The following is a 15,000-nucleotide window of genomic DNA, read 5'->3' as shown; positions in this document are numbered from 1 at the left end:
CATAGGGCTGTGTCAGCGTCAGCGTGATGGGTGACGGCCCCGACGCTTGCGCTGGGAAGGCCGAACGACCGGCAGGCCCTTGGCGACCATGTCGTCACGACGCTTCGCGGCGAAATCGGCGAGGGCGTCAGCAAGGCTCAACGCAGTCGGTTCCGGGGCGATGACGTCGACCGTCAGACCGTGCTCCCGGCAGGTCTCGGCAGTGCGCATGCCCACGGCAGCGACGACGGTGTGCTTGTGCGGCTTACCGGCGATACCGACGAGGTTGCGCACCGTCGTCGAAGAGGTGAAGACGACGGCGTCGAACTTGCCGGTCTTGATGGCCTCGCGTGTCTCGGCTGGCGGCGGGGCGGCACGAACAGTGCGGTATCCGACGACATCCTCGACCTCCCAGCCCAGTTCGGACAGGTCGGCCGACAGGGACTCGGTGGCGATGTCGGCACGCGGCACGAAGACCCGGTTGATGGGGTCAAGGGCCTCGTCGAAGGCCGGGAATACTGCGGCCAGGGCGCGGGTGGACTGCTCCCCGGACGGCACCAAGTCAGGTCGCACTCCCCACTCGGCCAGGGCGTTGATCGTCGACTCGAAGATGGCGGCGATGCGCAGACCCGAATAAGCGCGGGCGTCCAAACCGATCTGCTCCAGCTTCTCGGAGACGGCCCGCACGGCATTGGCGGAGGTGAAGACAACCCACTCGTAGCGTCCCTCGACGAGACCGCGGATGGCCTTGTCCATTTGCTGCGGGGTGCGCGGAGGTTCCATCGAGATCGTCGGGACGTCGAGGGAGTGAGCGCCGTAGCTCTGCAGACGTGAGGGCAGGGTCGCGGAGTGGTCGCGAGTGCGCGGGATGAGGATCCTCCAGCCGAACAGCGGCTTGGACTCGTACCAGTCAAGCTGTTCGCGCTCCGGAGCCTCGACGACCTTGCCGATGGCAATGTGAATCAGCTCGGCGTCGGTTAGCCGAGCGGACTTGGCGGTCTGCGGCAGCTCGCCGAGGGTGGTGGTGTGGGTGGTCTGCTGGGTCGTTGCGCCGTGGCAGATGAGGGCTGCCGGCTCGTCCTCGCTGCGACCAGAGGCCATCGCATGCTTGACGACCTCCTTGATCCGGCCGGCCGAAGTGTTGACGACGACGAGTCCGTTGGCCGACCAGGTCGATCCCCTGCCCGCGATGTCTCGCTGACAGGCGGCGTCACCGATGAGCTGGACGTCATGGCCATGGAGGGCCAGACCGGCGTACTCCGGAACTGCCGTCATCCCGGTGACACCGGGGACGACGTCGACATCATGGTCGGCGCGGGCCACGGCAGCGGCCTCGGCGCCGATGTCGCCATCGAGGAATGGGTCCCCGCTAACGAGACGGACGACCTCAAGTCCCTGGGAGGCCGCATCAATGATGGTGGCGGTGACGTCGGCGCAGTGCTCCGCGACCTTGACCGGGGTAGGTGCCCCCGTTCCAGGCTGGCTGGGCAGGACGGCTGCCTCTTCGTCGGGGCTACCAGCCGAGACGATCCTGACGTCGGAATGGAGCTCCAGGAAGTCGTTGCCGAGCAGAATGCGGTGTCCCGGGCACGAAATGACGATGACCTGGGCGCGATTGATGGCATCGACGGCCCCCAGGGTCAACAAATTCGGATCTCCTGGGCCAGTGCCCACGAACTGCACCCTGGCCTGGGCCGACGCGGTGCCCAGATCACCGGCCGACTGTGGCATCGGCTGGAGAGCCTCGTCAGTCATCTGGAGTCCTTCCGGTGTCTGCCGCCATGCCGGGCGGTGTGCTCCAACATTGGGCATTGAGGTCAATAGTGCTGGTCTGCGGGGCAACGTGCAAACCTGCCCGCCCGCTGGACGTTCCGACTGTCAGGGCAGCACCGCCGGAAGAGTGGGGCCATCACATAAGGCCGACATGAACGTGTCGGCGTCAAGGGTCCAGTAGGCAATGAGGGTGCCGTCGACGAAGGTGACCGGGACGTGGTCGCCCCAGCGGGAGCGTAGGTCCTCATCGGTGTCGACGTCGACGATCGTCGGTTCGGGCACGAGATCGCGGTGATCCTCTCTCATCTGTGCAACGAGTTCGATGGCCTCATCGCACAGATGACACCCCTGGCGGGTGACAACAACGACGCGCCCCTCGACCGGCGGGTCGAGGGGCCGTGATTCACCGCAGCGAGGGGCAGTCGTGTCATGCCGATGTCGTCGCCACATGCACAACCGCCCGAAGCGTCACTTGCCGGCGCGACGACGCTGAATACGCGTCTTCTTGAGCAGCTTGCGGTGCTTCTTCTTCGCCATGCGCTTGCGACGCTTCTTGATCACGGATCCCACGGTCAACCTCTTTCGTTGGAACTGGAAGTTTGGTGCACCCGGGTGGGTGCGAAGTTCTCGGCCCACCGACAAGGCGGACAAAGGATTACTTTACGCTGTGATCTGCAATCGAGCCAAAAACGCCGCGCTGACCCGTCAGGACACGCCCGCCGCACGGTCTCGACATGCCATCATCGCATCGGCGAAAGTGGCGCGCAGCCCCCCAGCTTCCAACTCAGCCAGGGCCGCCGCGGTGGTCCCGCCGGGGCTCGTCACCTCGGAACGCAGCACCGCCGGGTGCTCGCCTCCGGACAACAGCTCGGCCGAGCCGGCCAGGGTGGCGACGGTGAGCTGGCTCGCCTGGTCGCGCGGCAGTCCCATGGCGACGGCAGCGTCAATCATTGCCTCGGCCACCAGGAAGACGTAGGCCGGGCCGGAGCCCGACACGGCCATGGCGGCATCATGCAGTTTCTCGGGCACCTCGACGACCCTCCCGACCGTCCCCAAGATCTCGACGATCTTCTCGCCGGCCTTCTCAGCACCTGGCGCAGGGCTGACGATAAACGCGCCCTTGCCCACTCGGACGGGGGTGTTGGGCATGACGCGGACGACATTGCCCTGCCAGGCAGCGAGCAACTTCTCGGTGGTGACACCGGCGGCGATGGAGATGATGATCGCGTCATCCTTGAGGGAATCCGCGACCTCCTCCAGCACTCCGGCGGCCGCATAGGGCTTGACGCCGAGAATGACGAGGTCAGCGTCACGGGCAGCCTGGGCGTTGACCGCCGTCGTCTTCACGCCCAGAGCCCTGGCGATCTCCTCGCGATGGGACTCCGACCGCGCCGTCGCCACGACATCGTCAGCCTTGATCGTGTCGGCGTCGATGAGCCCACCGATGAGGGCTCCGGCCATCGTCCCGCAGCCCAGAACCGCAACCTTCCCGCTCATTCGGCAGCCACCAGTTCGGCCAGTTGCACGGCATTGAGGGCGGCACCTTTTCGCAGGTTGTCCGCGGAACAGAAGAACACCAGCCCCCTGCCTGCCGGGGCGGACTGATCAGGACGGATACGCCCGACCAGGGACGGATCGGTTCCGGCGGCAGAGCGAGGATCCGGGACGTCGACGACCTTGACACCCGGAGCCTTCACCAACAGCTCGGTAGCCTTCTCGGGGCTCAGATCGTCACGGAATTCCGCGTGCACCACCAGCCCGTGGCCGCTGTACACCGGCACCCGCACGCAGGTTCCGGCGACCAGCAGATCCGGGATATGGAGGATCTTGCGCGACTCGTTGCGCAGCTTCTGCTCCTCGTCGGTCTCGCCGGTTCCGTCATCAACGAAGTTGCCAGCGACCGGGACGGCGTTGAAGGCGATCGGCGCGACGTAGGGCCCGAAATCATCGACCGGTACTCCCCGTCCGTCCAGGGCCAGGGCAGAGGGGCCGTCGATGGCTGCGGTCTGCTCGGTGAGGGCGCGCACTCCGGCGACGCCCGATCCGGAGACCGCCTGATAGGTGGCCACGACGAGGCGGGTCAGTCCGGCAGCGTCATGAAGCGGCTTGAGCACCGGCATGGCCGCCATCGTCGTGCAGTTCGGGTTGGCGATGATCCCCTTGGGACGCTTGGCGATGTCCTCCGGGTTGACCTCGCTGACGACCAACGGGACGTCAGGGTCGCGTCGCCAGGCCGAGGAGTTGTCGATGACGACGGCCCCGGCAGCAGCCACCTTGGGGGCGAACTCGCGAGAGGTACCGCCACCCGCGGAGAAGATCGCGATATCAAGGCCTGAGAAATCAGCCGTCGCAGTGTCCTCGACGACGACCTCACCGTCTTCCCATGGCAACTTCTGGCCGGCCGAACGGGCAGAGGCGAAGAACCTCACGTCGTCAGCTGGGAAATGACGCTCCGCCAGCAAGGTGCGCATGACCCGACCGACCTGTCCAGTGGCTCCGAAGACTCCAAGCTTCATGCCGCCCATGGTAGGGGCATGCCACGACAGGTCCGCGCAGTGTCCGAATGGACTCACAACCAGCTGACGTGACCGACCAGATAGGCGTATCCGATGAAGGAGCCGATGTCGAGGAAGACGTGGGCCACGATGAGGGGCAGAAGTCGACGTCTCTTGGAGAAGACCCATCCCAGGAAAAGACCCATGATGATGTTGCCGAGGAAACCACCCCAGCCCTGGTACAGGTGATAGGTGCCGCGAATGACGGCCGAGACGACGATGACCATCGTCGTCGACCACCCGATCTGACGCCACCGCGTGAACAGGTAGCCGACCATGACGGTCTCCTCCAGGACCGCATTCATGAGGGCCAGACCGATGAGTACCGGGACCATCCACCACACATGCTGCAGTTGGGAGGCCTGAACCGTCGTGTTCAGCCCCAGTGCGCGAGCGGCGAGGTAGAAACCAAGCCCGGGAATGCCAATGATGACGGCCAGAATCGCTCCGGCGCCGACATCCTGTCCCCACCCCGGCCCTTGCAGACCGAGGGCGTGACGAACACCCTTGCGAGGGGGCTTGACCTGGGCGAGCAGTAGCAGAGCCAGCAGGGCCGGTGCGACACCGAAGACGATGTCAGATAACTGGTAGAGCAGATCAAGCCAGGGACGCCCGGGGGTCACCGATGAGTTGAGCTTCGAGGTCTGTTGATCCATCGGCACACCGCGGGTGAGTCTCTCGATCATTCGCAGAATTGAGTACCACGCGGACTGCCCCAGGCTGACGGCCAGGAGGAAAATCGTCTCCCACAGCAGGCGCCGATCCGCCCAGTGGTCCCCTATGATTCCCCGGCGAGGGGTTTCGTCCAGGCACCGGCGAGGGGAGACGGTGCTCGTGCCATTCCACATCGTCAACGCCTCTCCACCAGCGACCTTCCGAACAGCCAAATATTGCCCGGTCTCTCGACGATCCGTCGAGTGCAGTACCGGTACCAATCATGTCCATAGGGCAGATAAACCCTCACCCGGTGGCCAATGTCCACCAGCCTGCGCTGCTCGAGGGGACGAATTCCTTGCAGCATCTGAAATTCCAGGGGTCGATCCAAACTAGCCATGAGCTGCTCGCCGAGGGCGACGAAGACCGGATCATGGCTGGCCAGCATCACCGTCGAGGGGCCGGTCATGAGGGCACGCAGGCATGCCGCCATCCTCAGATCGACGTCATGGGGATGGATCAGGGTGACCGAACGAGGGCCAGTGTAGGAACCCTTGCACAGCCTGATGCGCCTCCCCGGAGCGGCCAGTTCCCTCACCTGGGTGAGGGAATCGTGGCGGGCCGCCTGGATGACGATGCCGGTGTTCTCGTAGTCCTCCAGCAGGTCCATGCCGATGCGGTGGGAACGATCATGGATGTCCGGGCCCTCGTCGTCCACCGTCACGGCGACGTGGTTGTCGCGAGCGATATCGCAGATCTGCCTGGCGTTTTCCCGGGCGAGCTCGTCGTCAACTCGCAGTCCCAGAGCCGCGAGGCTGATGGAGACCTCGCTGTGGCCACCAAACGCCGGATCGGCACCGAGCCTCTCGATCACTTCGCACAGCCCGACTGTCGCCCGGCGAGCCTGGGCGACGTCGACGGCGGCGGGGGCGAGGGGATGCAGGCTGACGTCCAGACCCTTGAACACCTGGTCGGCAGCCTTTTCGATGGCTGTCCCGACGTCCTCACCAGCGACATAGGTCGCGGCGATCTCACGGGCCAAACGTGACTGGGAAACCTCGTCGGCAATGGTCGGATCCATCGCCAGTTGCATCGCTAGACGTCGACCCGATGCAAGCAGAGCCCCGCCACGGAAATCGTGTCGATTCTCGGTCACTGATGGGCCTCCTGCTGCGCCTCGATGTCACGACGCGCGAAGATGCCACGGTCAACGGCCATACGGGTCTGCATCAGGACTTCGGAGAGCGCCTCGAACCGGGCACCTTGCCCAGCTCCCTGCCCGGAGAGCTTACGGGTGTTGACCTCGAGGACGATGTCACCGTTGAACCCGCCGGCCACGGCACGCTCGACGACCTCCCAGGCATGCTGATTTCCCCGGCCGGGCAGAAGATGCTCGTCCTTGAAGGTGCCCGAACCGTCGGTGAGGTGGATGTGACGCAGTCGCGGCCCCCACAGGTCCACGAGCTTTCGCGAGTCCATCTGGGCCGTGGCGGCGTGGGAGAGGTCCAGGACGAGGTGGTCGTAGCTGAGTTTGGTGGGGTCGAATCCCGGCAGGTATGCGGCGAAACGGCCCGCCGGGGTACGCCACGGGTACATGTTCTCCACGGCAAAAACCAGTGGGGCGTATTTCTCGTTGAGCTCGGCGATGCCTTCCTCGAACTGGCTCGCATAGTCGCGCTGCCAGCGGAAGGGCGGATGGACAACGATGAGCTCGGAGCCAAGTCGTCCTGCAGCCTCGGCGGCCTTGTCGAGCTTGCCCCAGGAGTCGCCTCCCCACACATTCGGAGTGACGAGCAGGCATGGAGCGTGAATCGACCACACCTTGACGTCGTGTTCTGCCGACAAGTCGACGATTCGGTCGACATCAGCGGCAACCGGGTCGATGCCGACCATGAGTTCCACCCCGTCATAACCAATGGCCTTGGCGCGGGCGAAGGCATCGACCGTCGACTCGGGATAGACCGAGGTCGTCGACAACGTCACGCGGGGAGCACTGGAAGCAGCCGTGGTCGAGGGTTTGTCAGGTCCGGCACTGTCAGGCACACGCTCAACCTACCTTGTCGGGGTCGACGGCGTGCCACAAGCCAAGGAATGCGTGCCCCGTCCACATCCCCTCAAGACCTCGCTCGGACCCGCTTCATTGCAGCCAACCGGGGGTCGGATTTCATCATGGAAAGCACAAAGGGGACAATACTGCCATGCACGTCGACCATCTCATGTTCGCCGCTGGCCCTGCAGGTCTCGATGAGGATGCCGCTCGCCTTGGCGAAATCCTGGGGACCTCATTCATCAACGGCGGAGTCCATCCGAGCTTTGGAACCCGCAACCGCATTCTGCCGCTGGTCGGGCCGCGTTACATCGAGGTTGTGGAGGTGCTGGACCACCCCGCAGCCGAGAAGGCCGTCTTCGGCCAGGCCGTGCGCGCACGTCAGGAACAGGGCGGCGGATGGATGGGGTGGGCCGTCTCCGTCGACGATCTCGCCCCCTACGAGAAGCGCCTCGAGCGTGAGTCGGTGCCCGGTAACCGTACCTTCCCCGATGGTCGTCACCTCGAGTGGCGCCAGATCGGCATCAAGGGCCTGATGGCTGACCCGCAGCTTCCTTTCTTCATCAAGTGGACCTCCCCGGCCGAGCTGCTGCCCTCCAGCCTGAGCGGCAACGTCACCCTCGCCTCGGTCGAGGTGTCCGGATCGCGTCAGCGCGTCGAGAACTGGCTGGGAGAAACCATTCCCGACGAGGTCGAGGGCATCACCTTCGACTTCACCAGCCCGAATGGCCACCCCGGCATTGACGCCGTGACCTTCGACACCCCGTCCCACGGACGAGTTCGCATCTGACGTTAAAAACTGACAGAACCTCCCGGTAGTGTAAGAAACGAAGTCATTACCGGGAGGTTGTCGTGTCCAGGAAACCCGAACCCATGACGAACCCGATCACGAATCGGGGAACGGCTTTCACTCGCGCCGAACGGCTGGAGCACGGGATGATCGGACGGCTTCCGGTAGCCGTCGAGACTCTCGAGCAGCAGGCCCAGCGCTGCTACCGCCAGCTCCAGGGATTCGACCGCAGCATTGACCGTTACGTATTCCTGGAAGAACTGCAGAACCGTAACGAGACCCTTTACTACAAGCTGCTGGTCGATCACCTCGTCGAATTGCTGCCGGTGATCTACGACCCCACCGTCGGCGAGGCCATCAAGAAGTGGAGTCACGCCTACCGACGCTCCCGCGCGGTCTACCTGTCCGTCGACCACATCGAGGATGTCCGTCCCTCCTTCGAGACCCTCGAGTTGGGGCCTGACGACGTCGACCTCCTCGTTGTCTCCGATTCCGAGCAGATACTCGGAATTGGGGACTGGGGAGTCAACGGGACCGACATCTCCATAGGCAAGCTCGCTCTCTACACAGCAGCCGCGGGCATCCGTCCGGAGCGGACCATCGCCGTCAACCTCGACGTCGGCACCGACAACGCATACCTGCTCAACGACCCGTCGTACCTCGGCAATCGTCATGCCCGAGTGCGCGGGGAACGCTATGACGAACTCATCCACGAATACCTCGAGGTCGCCAGCGAGCTGTACCCGCATGCCCTGCTGCACTTCGAGGACTTCGGGGCCTCCAATGCCCGTCGGATTCTGGTGCAGAATGCCGGGAGCCATCGCATCTTCAATGACGACATGCAGGGTACGGCAGCCATCATCCTGGCCGCCGTTATCTCCGGTCTCAAGGTCACCCGACAGACCTTCGCCAGTCAGCGTCTGCTGGTGTACGGGGCAGGTACCGCCGGTACCGGAATTGCCGACCAGATCCGAGAGGCCATGATCAGTGATGGCCTGGGTCAGCAGGAGGCTATTGATCGAATCTGGCTCATCGACCGCAATGGGCTGGTCACCGACGACATGGAGAATTTGCCCGATTACCAGGAGCCTTACGCCAAGCCAGCCGGTAAGACGCGTCGTTGGGCTCATTCAAACGGGCATATCGGTCTGGTGGAGACGGTCCGGCAGGTTCACCCGACGATCCTCATCGGCACCTCCACCGACCACGACGCCTTCACCCAGCAGGTCGTCGAGGAGATGTGCAAGGGGGTCGAGCGTCCCATCATCCTGCCGTTGTCGAACCCCACCGAGAAGATCGAGGCGGTGCCGGCAGACGTCATCTCATGGTCGAGGGGAAAGGCCCTGGTCTCCACCGGCATCCCGATTGAGCCCTTTGAGTATGACGGTGTGCGCTATGAGATCGGACAGGGCAACAACGCCCTTCTCTATCCGGGCCTGGGGCTGGGGGTCATTGTCTCGGGAGCCGAGCGAGTGAGCGCCGGCATGATCCTCGCCGCGGCCGAGGCCGTCGCCTCCCAGGTGGACCCGCGTCCGGCGGGAGCATCCCTTCTCCCCGCCGTGGAGAATCTGCGGGCTTCCTCGGCGACGGTCGCAGTGGCGGTCGTCCAGGCCGCCATCGAGGAGGGAATCGCCACAAAACATCCCGACAACGTCGTGCAGGCAGTTCAGGACGCCATGTGGTGGCCGCACTACCCGCCGGTGGCCTGAGGAGGACACCACCGGAACACCACCATCGTCGAACCTGTCGGCCCCTGCTGACAGGGTATGAGCCATGGCGAAGAAGACGCAGGCTCCGACATGGGTGTGCACCGAGTGCGGCTGGACGACGTCCAAGTGGGTCGGTCGCTGCGGGGAGTGCCAGACCTGGGGTTCGGTGGTCGAGAGGGGAGCACCGAAGCTCACTGCGGTTGCCTCGTCGACACCCACCTCCAAGGCGGTGCCCATCGGCGAGGTGAGTGAGCAGGCCGCCAACCGTCACCTCACCGGGATCAGCGAGTTGGACCGGGTGCTCGGAGGTGGTCTGGTGCCCGGGGCCGTCGTGCTGCTCGCCGGAGAACCAGGAGTCGGAAAATCGACCCTGCTCCTCGACGTCGCTGCCAAATGGGCCAAGGCCGGACGACGCACCCTCTACGTCACGGGTGAGGAGTCGGCGGCACAGGTGAGACTGCGGGCGGGTCGTACGAATTCACTTGCTGACGAACTCTATCTGGCCTCCGAGACCGACCTGGGGACGGTACTGGGACACATCGAGCAGACCGAGCCTTCCCTCATGGTGCTGGACTCGGTTCAGACGGTGGGGACGAGTCAGGCTGACGGCTCCCCCGGCGGGGTCTCCCAGGTGAGGGAGGTCACCGGTGCGCTGGTACGGGTGGCCAAGCGGCGTGGCATGGCCGTCATCATCGTCGGTCACGTCACCAAGGAGGGGTCGATCGCCGGTCCGCGCACCATGGAGCACCTGGTCGACGTCGTCCTCAACTTCGAGGGTGACCGTCACTCCGGATTCCGCATGGTTCGCGCCGCCAAGAACCGTTACGGCCCGGCCGACGAGGTGGGCTGCTTCGAGATGACCGACAGCGGAATCATGGAGGTACCCGATCCGTCGGGACTGTTCACCTCGGACAATGCCGATCCCCAACCGGGCACCTGCGTGACGGTGACGATGGAGGGTCGCCGTCCCCTGCTCTCGGAGGTGCAGGCGCTGGTGGCCCCATCAGCATCCGAGAAGTACCCGCGGCGCACCACCCATGGGGTCGAGGGCAGCAGGGTCGCCATGATTCTGGCCGTCCTGGAACGCAAGGCAGGCATGCCACTGAGCAACCGGGATGTCTACGTCTCGACGGTGGGTGGGGCCAGGGTGTCGGACCCGTCGGCCGATCTGGCGATCGCAGTGGCGGCAGCCTCGGCTGTTCTCGACGCCAACTTCCCGACGCGAGTCGTGGCCCTGGGAGAGGTCGGACTCGCTGGTGATCTGCGACGTGTCCCTGGTTTGGAGAGACGCGTGGGAGAGGCAGCACGCCTCGGCTTTGACCTCGCCGTCGTGCCACGCAATTCCCGCGAGGCGCACACCAAGGTCCCGTCCATGCACGGCCTCCATGTCATCGAGGTCGGCAGTGTGGCCGAGGCACTGTCGGTGCTCAACCTGCGTCGGCAGCGCAAGGCGGACCAGTCATGATGAGCACATCCGAGGTGAGAACTTCAATGGGTAGAACTAGAGTCGTCTCATGACCGACGCCCAGCCGACCCCCGAGAGCGATCGGGAGACGGAGGCCGCACGGGTCCGTCACCTGATGGCCCTGCTCGCCCCCGGCACACCTATCCGGGAAGGACTCAACCGGATCATCAATGGACGTACCGGTGGCCTCATCGTGCTCGGTAATGGCCCGGAGATCGATGAGGTGTGTTCCGGCGGTTTTTCACTCGACGTCCGGCTCACTCCACAGGCTCTTCGCGAGCTGTCGAAGATGGACGGTGGGCTGGTCGTCTCGAGCGACCACGAGCGAATCACCGCGGCTGCGGTCCACTTCGTCCCGGACGGCAACCTGCCGACGATGGAGACCGGTACCCGTCACCGCACCGGTGACCGCCTCTCCCAACAAACTGGCGCACCGGTGGTCGTCGTCTCGGCGTCGATGTCAGTGATGTCCCTGTTCCTCAATGGCCGCCGTTACCCGATTGAGAGGCCGGAGCAGCTACTGGCTCGCGCCAACCAGGCACTGGCGACCCTGTCGAGTTACCGTGCTCGTCTGGTTGAGGAAGCTGACAACCTCACCATGCTGGAGGTCCGCGACCAGGTCCAGGTCCGTGACGTCGCAGCCGTCGCCCAGCGCGTCGAGATGTGGCGTCGGATCGACGCCGAGGTCCGCGGCTATGTCTCCGCACTTGGTGTCGAGGGGCGTCTGGTCCAGTTGCAGCGCAACGAGCTGTCCCTCGGGGTGGAGGACCTGGGACGTCTGCTCACCGAGGATTACCGGCCGGACTCCGTCGCCCCGGGCGAGTTCTCCCTGTCCGGTCTGCAGAAGCTTCCCTGGGAGGACCTTCTCGACGTTGCCAAAGTGGCTGGGGCCATCGATCTCGATCCTGTCGAGCACCCCCTCGACGCTCCCATGCAGCCACGTGGACACCGTCAGCTGGCATCGATCACCGATTTGTCGTCCCGGGCGATTCAAGCAATCATCGATCACTTCTCGAACCTGCAGACCTTGGTGTCGGCCTCCACGTCAGAACTTGGCGACGTCAAGGGAGTGGGGCTGAAGCGGGCCCGCGAGATCCGGCAGGGTTTGGAGTCAATCTTCGAGAACGACCAGCGCACCCATCACTTCCACTGACAACGATTTCGGCTCCCAGCTCGAGAGCTGGGAGCCGAAACATGTCATGGGGCAGGGGGTGTGGATGGAGGGTCACTCACTCATCTGCATGATGAACCGATCGCTCGAACCGCCATCAATGTTGACGGTGGCGATGTAGTAGCCACTCCCCAGGGTTTCCTTCGACAGCTTGCACTTGTCGGTGGACCGTTTGGTCGGCCATGAGACCTTATAGGTCCAAGGATCCTTAGACCTGATCTCACGGATGCCCTTTGGCCCCCAAGAGCCGCAGCCCTCGGTCGACCAGATGCGGTCTGATCCGGAGGTGACGGTGAGGGTCTGCTTCACCTTCTGGGTGTCCCAGCGACAGTCAGACGAGCTCTTCACCTCCACGGTGAAGGTCTCGGTGTCACCCACCTTGGGCTTCTTGCTGGCTCCCGTGATCTTGACCGTCAGCTGGGACCCTTCGCAGAGTTCGCCAGCGGTCGATGCGGATGGAGATGACGACGCTGATGCGGACGACGTCGCCAACGGGGATTTCGAGGAGGAAGCGGACTTGCCGGAACTGGCCGAACCCGAGGGAGTCGGAGTCTCCGGGCCCCAGGCGGTGTCAGTCCATGACGGGTTCGGGGTGAAGGACGACGCCGCCGGCGCCGCCGACTTCTTCGAACCGCCCATGAGCTTGGAAACACCCGTGACCACCAGGGCAACGACAATCACCACTGCGATGAGCAGGACCAGACGCCGCACCCAGTAGGTCTGCGGCGATTCCGGTCCCACCGGGTCGGTTAGGCCACGCAAGGGCGCCATCAAGCTCTCATCTGGCGGTCGGCCCAAGTCACCGGGGAGACGCGCTCGCCAGTGAAGAAGGGGGTGTCGACGTCAACATGACGACGAGCCTCGACGTAGCGCAGGTCCTTCATGACGTCGACGACGCGAGCGAGGTCGTCACCCTCCAGGGCGAGAATCCACTCGTAGTCTCCCAGGGCGAATGCGGCCAAGGTGGACGCCTTGACGTCAGAGCTGGCAGCACCGACCATGCCGTGCTCGCGCAGCATGCGGGAACGGTCAGCAGCCGGGAGCAGGTACCACCCCTTGGAACGGACGAAGGGGTAGAAGGCAGCCCAGCGCCGCGGGGCGACTCCGGCGAAGCAGGAGGGCAGGTGAGACTTGTTGAACTCTGCCGGACGGTGAACGCCCACATTCGACCACACCGGATCGAGATGGCGTCCCAGACCGGATCCGCGGAACCGATGGTAGGCGTCCTGCAGGGCCGTCGGATTGTCGCTCAGCCACCACACCAGCAGGTCGGCGTCCGCGCGCAGACCCGACAGGTCATACCAGCCACGGGTCTCGACGCCGGACTGTCCGACCCACTCGTCGGAGCCCTCGATGAGCTGACGGCGCGCCACATCGTCGGCGGGAAGCGGAGTGGCAACGCTGAATACCGAGTACATTGCCCACTTGCTGGAGGCATTGACCTCCTCCGGGACGACGGCATGATCACGCGGATCAGTCGGTGCGGTGTAGGAACCGGCGGGGGCCTCGTCGTCGCGAGGTCCCTCAATCACTGAATTGCTGCTCGAATGGTCAGTCATGGGGATCTCCTTGGTCAGAAGGTCGTAGGGGGAAGGAGCTTCTGGCTCCGGTCCGACGGCCTCAGGAATGGCGTCAGGTCCAGGAACGGTAGCAGGTCTGGGACCGGACAGGACCTCAGGTTCTGGGTGCGCGGCTTCCGCCGCCGTTGCCGTACCAGTCGATGCCACGGCTGCGGCCACCGGCTCGGAGGCCTGTGTCTCGTCAGGCTCGACGACGTCACTTCCGGAAATGGCCGGAATGTCCTTGGCGTCCGGGCAGCGTCGGCAGCATCCGGGAGCACAGGGGGTGGGCCAGGAGGTCAGATTTCCGCCCTCTCCTCGGGCAGCCGCTGCCTGGGTCATGATCAGGCCCGCCATGTCGGCGACGAAGGCCGGATGAGCGCCAGCGGTCGCAGCACGGGCAAAGGCCAGCCCGATTTCAGCCGCCGTCTCAGCTGCCTCGTGATCGAGGTCATTGACGACCTCCATGTGATCAGCGACGAAACCGATCGGCGCAACCACGACGGACTTGATCCCCTGCTCCGGAAGGGTGCGCAGGTGGTCACTGATGTCAGGCTCCAGCCAGGGGTCAGTAGGGCGTCCCGACCGCGAGCAGTAGGCCAGATCCCACTGCGGCATGTTGCCGAAGGCATGACGCACCTGGTCAGCAATCTTCTCGCACACCGCCTTGTGCTGGGAGATGTAGTCAGTCCCTGGCTGCCCAGCCCCCGACGCCTCCTGCATGGGGCCGGGGATGGAGTGGGTGACGAAAACGACTCGGGTGGCCTCGAGCGGAGTCGGCGGGATGCGCATGAAGGACTGCATGAGGGCTTCCGCATTGGCGCGAATGAAACCGGGGGCCTCGTTGAAGGGAGGCACCTTGTCGATCTGCATGTCCGTGATGCCGGCCTGGTCGAGGGCCGCAGCAATCTCCTCGCGGTACTGACGGCAACCGGAGTAGCAGGCATATGCGGAGGTGACGGCGGCAAGCACTCGACGCACACCGTGCTGGTGCATCTCGGGCAGGACGTCATCAAGGAACGGTGAGCCGTTGCGGTTCCCCAGCAGGATCGGGACTCGGACTCCGTGCTGGTGAAGCTCATTCTTCAAGGCGTTGACGAAGGCGTCCGTCGCCGCGTTGATGGGGCTCACCCCACCAAACTGGTCATAGTGGTGAGCGACCTCGGCCAATCGCTCATCCGGAATGCGACCGTTGGAAACCCTCCTCAGGAAGGGCCTGACCTCCTCCGGGGACCGCGGCCCACCGAAAGATGCGACGAGCACCGCGTCATAGGGAGCCAACGGATCCTTGGGGGCTG

At 64.6% G+C, this 15,000-nt stretch carries 14 protein-coding genes; 4 read left to right on the top strand and 10 right to left on the bottom strand.

The window, feature by feature from the left end:
• Nucleotides 1–18 precede the first annotated feature (18 nt).
• The 8 genes from ACP8ML_RS01725 to ACP8ML_RS01690 form a co-directional block, all read right to left on the bottom strand.
• Nucleotides 19–1,734: a bifunctional uroporphyrinogen-III C-methyltransferase/uroporphyrinogen-III synthase gene (locus ACP8ML_RS01725; protein ID WP_065674262.1), complete on the bottom strand. Its 1,716-nt coding sequence runs from the start codon at nucleotides 1,732–1,734 to the stop codon at nucleotides 19–21.
• A gap of 123 nt (nucleotides 1,735–1,857) precedes the next feature.
• Complete coding sequence (locus tag ACP8ML_RS01720) at nucleotides 1,858–2,202, bottom strand: glutaredoxin family protein (RefSeq protein ID WP_065674261.1); 345 nt, start codon at nucleotides 2,200–2,202, stop codon at nucleotides 1,858–1,860.
• Nucleotides 2,203–2,220: 18 nt separating this feature from the next.
• Nucleotides 2,221–2,322, bottom strand: a complete 102-nt coding sequence (locus ACP8ML_RS01715; protein WP_002550589.1) for a 30S ribosomal protein bS22 — start codon at nucleotides 2,320–2,322, stop codon at nucleotides 2,221–2,223.
• 135 nt (nucleotides 2,323–2,457) lie between these two features.
• The gene (proC, locus tag ACP8ML_RS01710; protein WP_065674260.1) at nucleotides 2,458–3,249 is read right to left on the bottom strand and encodes a pyrroline-5-carboxylate reductase; all 792 of its coding nucleotides are present in this window, start codon (nucleotides 3,247–3,249) and stop codon (nucleotides 2,458–2,460) included.
• Nucleotides 3,246–4,277 carry an aspartate-semialdehyde dehydrogenase gene (locus tag ACP8ML_RS01705; RefSeq protein WP_486703006.1) on the bottom strand — a complete coding sequence of 344 codons (1,032 nt, stop codon included), beginning with the start codon at nucleotides 4,275–4,277 and terminating at the stop codon, nucleotides 3,246–3,248. Before ACP8ML_RS01705 ends, proC begins: the two co-directional genes overlap by 4 nt.
• 44 nt (nucleotides 4,278–4,321) lie before the next feature.
• Nucleotides 4,322–5,155 carry a CPBP family intramembrane glutamic endopeptidase gene (locus tag ACP8ML_RS01700; RefSeq protein ID WP_065674258.1) on the bottom strand — a complete coding sequence of 278 codons (834 nt, stop codon included), beginning with the start codon at nucleotides 5,153–5,155 and terminating at the stop codon, nucleotides 4,322–4,324.
• Between the two features lie 2 nt (nucleotides 5,156–5,157).
• The gene (locus ACP8ML_RS01695) at nucleotides 5,158–6,054 is read right to left on the bottom strand and encodes a proline dehydrogenase family protein (protein WP_117189020.1); all 897 of its coding nucleotides are present in this window, start codon (nucleotides 6,052–6,054) and stop codon (nucleotides 5,158–5,160) included.
• A 59-nt stretch (nucleotides 6,055–6,113) separates the two neighbouring features.
• Nucleotides 6,114–6,944: a sugar phosphate isomerase/epimerase family protein gene (locus ACP8ML_RS01690; RefSeq protein WP_117189022.1), complete on the bottom strand. Its 831-nt coding sequence runs from the start codon at nucleotides 6,942–6,944 to the stop codon at nucleotides 6,114–6,116.
• A 215-nt stretch (nucleotides 6,945–7,159) separates the two neighbouring features.
• Here ACP8ML_RS01690 and ACP8ML_RS01685 point away from each other — a divergent pair, with 215 nt between their 5' ends.
• The 4 genes from ACP8ML_RS01685 to disA all read left to right on the top strand — a co-directional run bounded on the left by ACP8ML_RS01685 (nucleotide 7,160) and on the right by disA (nucleotide 12,125).
• Entirely contained in the window at nucleotides 7,160–7,798 is a 639-nt protein-coding gene (locus tag ACP8ML_RS01685; protein WP_016666929.1) for a VOC family protein, read from the top strand.
• Nucleotides 7,799–7,860: 62 nt separating this feature from the next.
• Nucleotides 7,861–9,507 (top strand): NAD-dependent malic enzyme, encoded by a 1,647-nt coding sequence (locus ACP8ML_RS01680; RefSeq protein ID WP_486703005.1) that lies wholly within the window; start codon nucleotides 7,861–7,863, stop codon nucleotides 9,505–9,507.
• A gap of 64 nt (nucleotides 9,508–9,571) precedes the next feature.
• Complete coding sequence (gene radA / locus ACP8ML_RS01675; protein WP_484483244.1) at nucleotides 9,572–10,972, top strand: DNA repair protein RadA; 1,401 nt, start codon at nucleotides 9,572–9,574, stop codon at nucleotides 10,970–10,972.
• A 49-nt stretch (nucleotides 10,973–11,021) separates the two neighbouring features.
• The gene (gene disA / locus ACP8ML_RS01670) at nucleotides 11,022–12,125 is read left to right on the top strand and encodes a DNA integrity scanning diadenylate cyclase DisA (protein WP_065674255.1); all 1,104 of its coding nucleotides are present in this window, start codon (nucleotides 11,022–11,024) and stop codon (nucleotides 12,123–12,125) included.
• Nucleotides 12,126–12,197: 72 nt separating this feature from the next.
• Here disA and ACP8ML_RS01665 read toward each other — a convergent pair whose 3' ends face one another.
• Both ACP8ML_RS01665 and hemQ read right to left on the bottom strand, forming a co-directional pair.
• Entirely contained in the window at nucleotides 12,198–12,560 is a 363-nt protein-coding gene (locus ACP8ML_RS01665) for a hypothetical protein (protein WP_486703063.1), read from the bottom strand.
• Nucleotides 12,561–12,913: 353 nt separating this feature from the next.
• Entirely contained in the window at nucleotides 12,914–14,965 is a 2,052-nt protein-coding gene (hemQ, locus tag ACP8ML_RS01660; protein WP_486703062.1) for a hydrogen peroxide-dependent heme synthase, read from the bottom strand.
• Nucleotides 14,966–15,000 lie beyond the last annotated feature (35 nt).

The sequence above is a fragment of the Cutibacterium sp. LaCa_255 genome (assembly GCF_057458005.1).
The sequence above is the reverse complement of the archived record's forward strand: the minus strand, read 5'-3'. Positions and strand labels throughout refer to the sequence as shown.

Excerpts from the sequence above, each read along its gene's own strand:
- ACP8ML_RS01725 (WP_065674262.1), bottom strand. The coding sequence starts at position 1,734 with ATGACTGACGAGGCTCTCCAGCCGATGCCACAGTCGGCCGGTGATCTG.
- ACP8ML_RS01720 (WP_065674261.1), bottom strand. The coding sequence starts at position 2,202 with ATGTGGCGACGACATCGGCATGACACGACTGCCCCTCGCTGCGGTGAA.
- proC (WP_065674260.1), bottom strand. The coding sequence starts at position 3,249 with ATGAGCGGGAAGGTTGCGGTTCTGGGCTGCGGGACGATGGCCGGAGCC.
- ACP8ML_RS01705 (WP_486703006.1), bottom strand. The coding sequence starts at position 4,277 with ATGGGCGGCATGAAGCTTGGAGTCTTCGGAGCCACTGGACAGGTCGGT.
- ACP8ML_RS01700 (WP_065674258.1), bottom strand. The coding sequence starts at position 5,155 with ATGTGGAATGGCACGAGCACCGTCTCCCCTCGCCGGTGCCTGGACGAA.
- ACP8ML_RS01695 (WP_117189020.1), bottom strand. The coding sequence starts at position 6,054 with ATGCAACTGGCGATGGATCCGACCATTGCCGACGAGGTTTCCCAGTCA.
- ACP8ML_RS01685 (WP_016666929.1), top strand. The coding sequence starts at position 7,160 with ATGCACGTCGACCATCTCATGTTCGCCGCTGGCCCTGCAGGTCTCGAT.
- radA (WP_484483244.1), top strand. The coding sequence starts at position 9,572 with ATGGCGAAGAAGACGCAGGCTCCGACATGGGTGTGCACCGAGTGCGGC.
- disA (WP_065674255.1), top strand. The coding sequence starts at position 11,022 with ATGACCGACGCCCAGCCGACCCCCGAGAGCGATCGGGAGACGGAGGCC.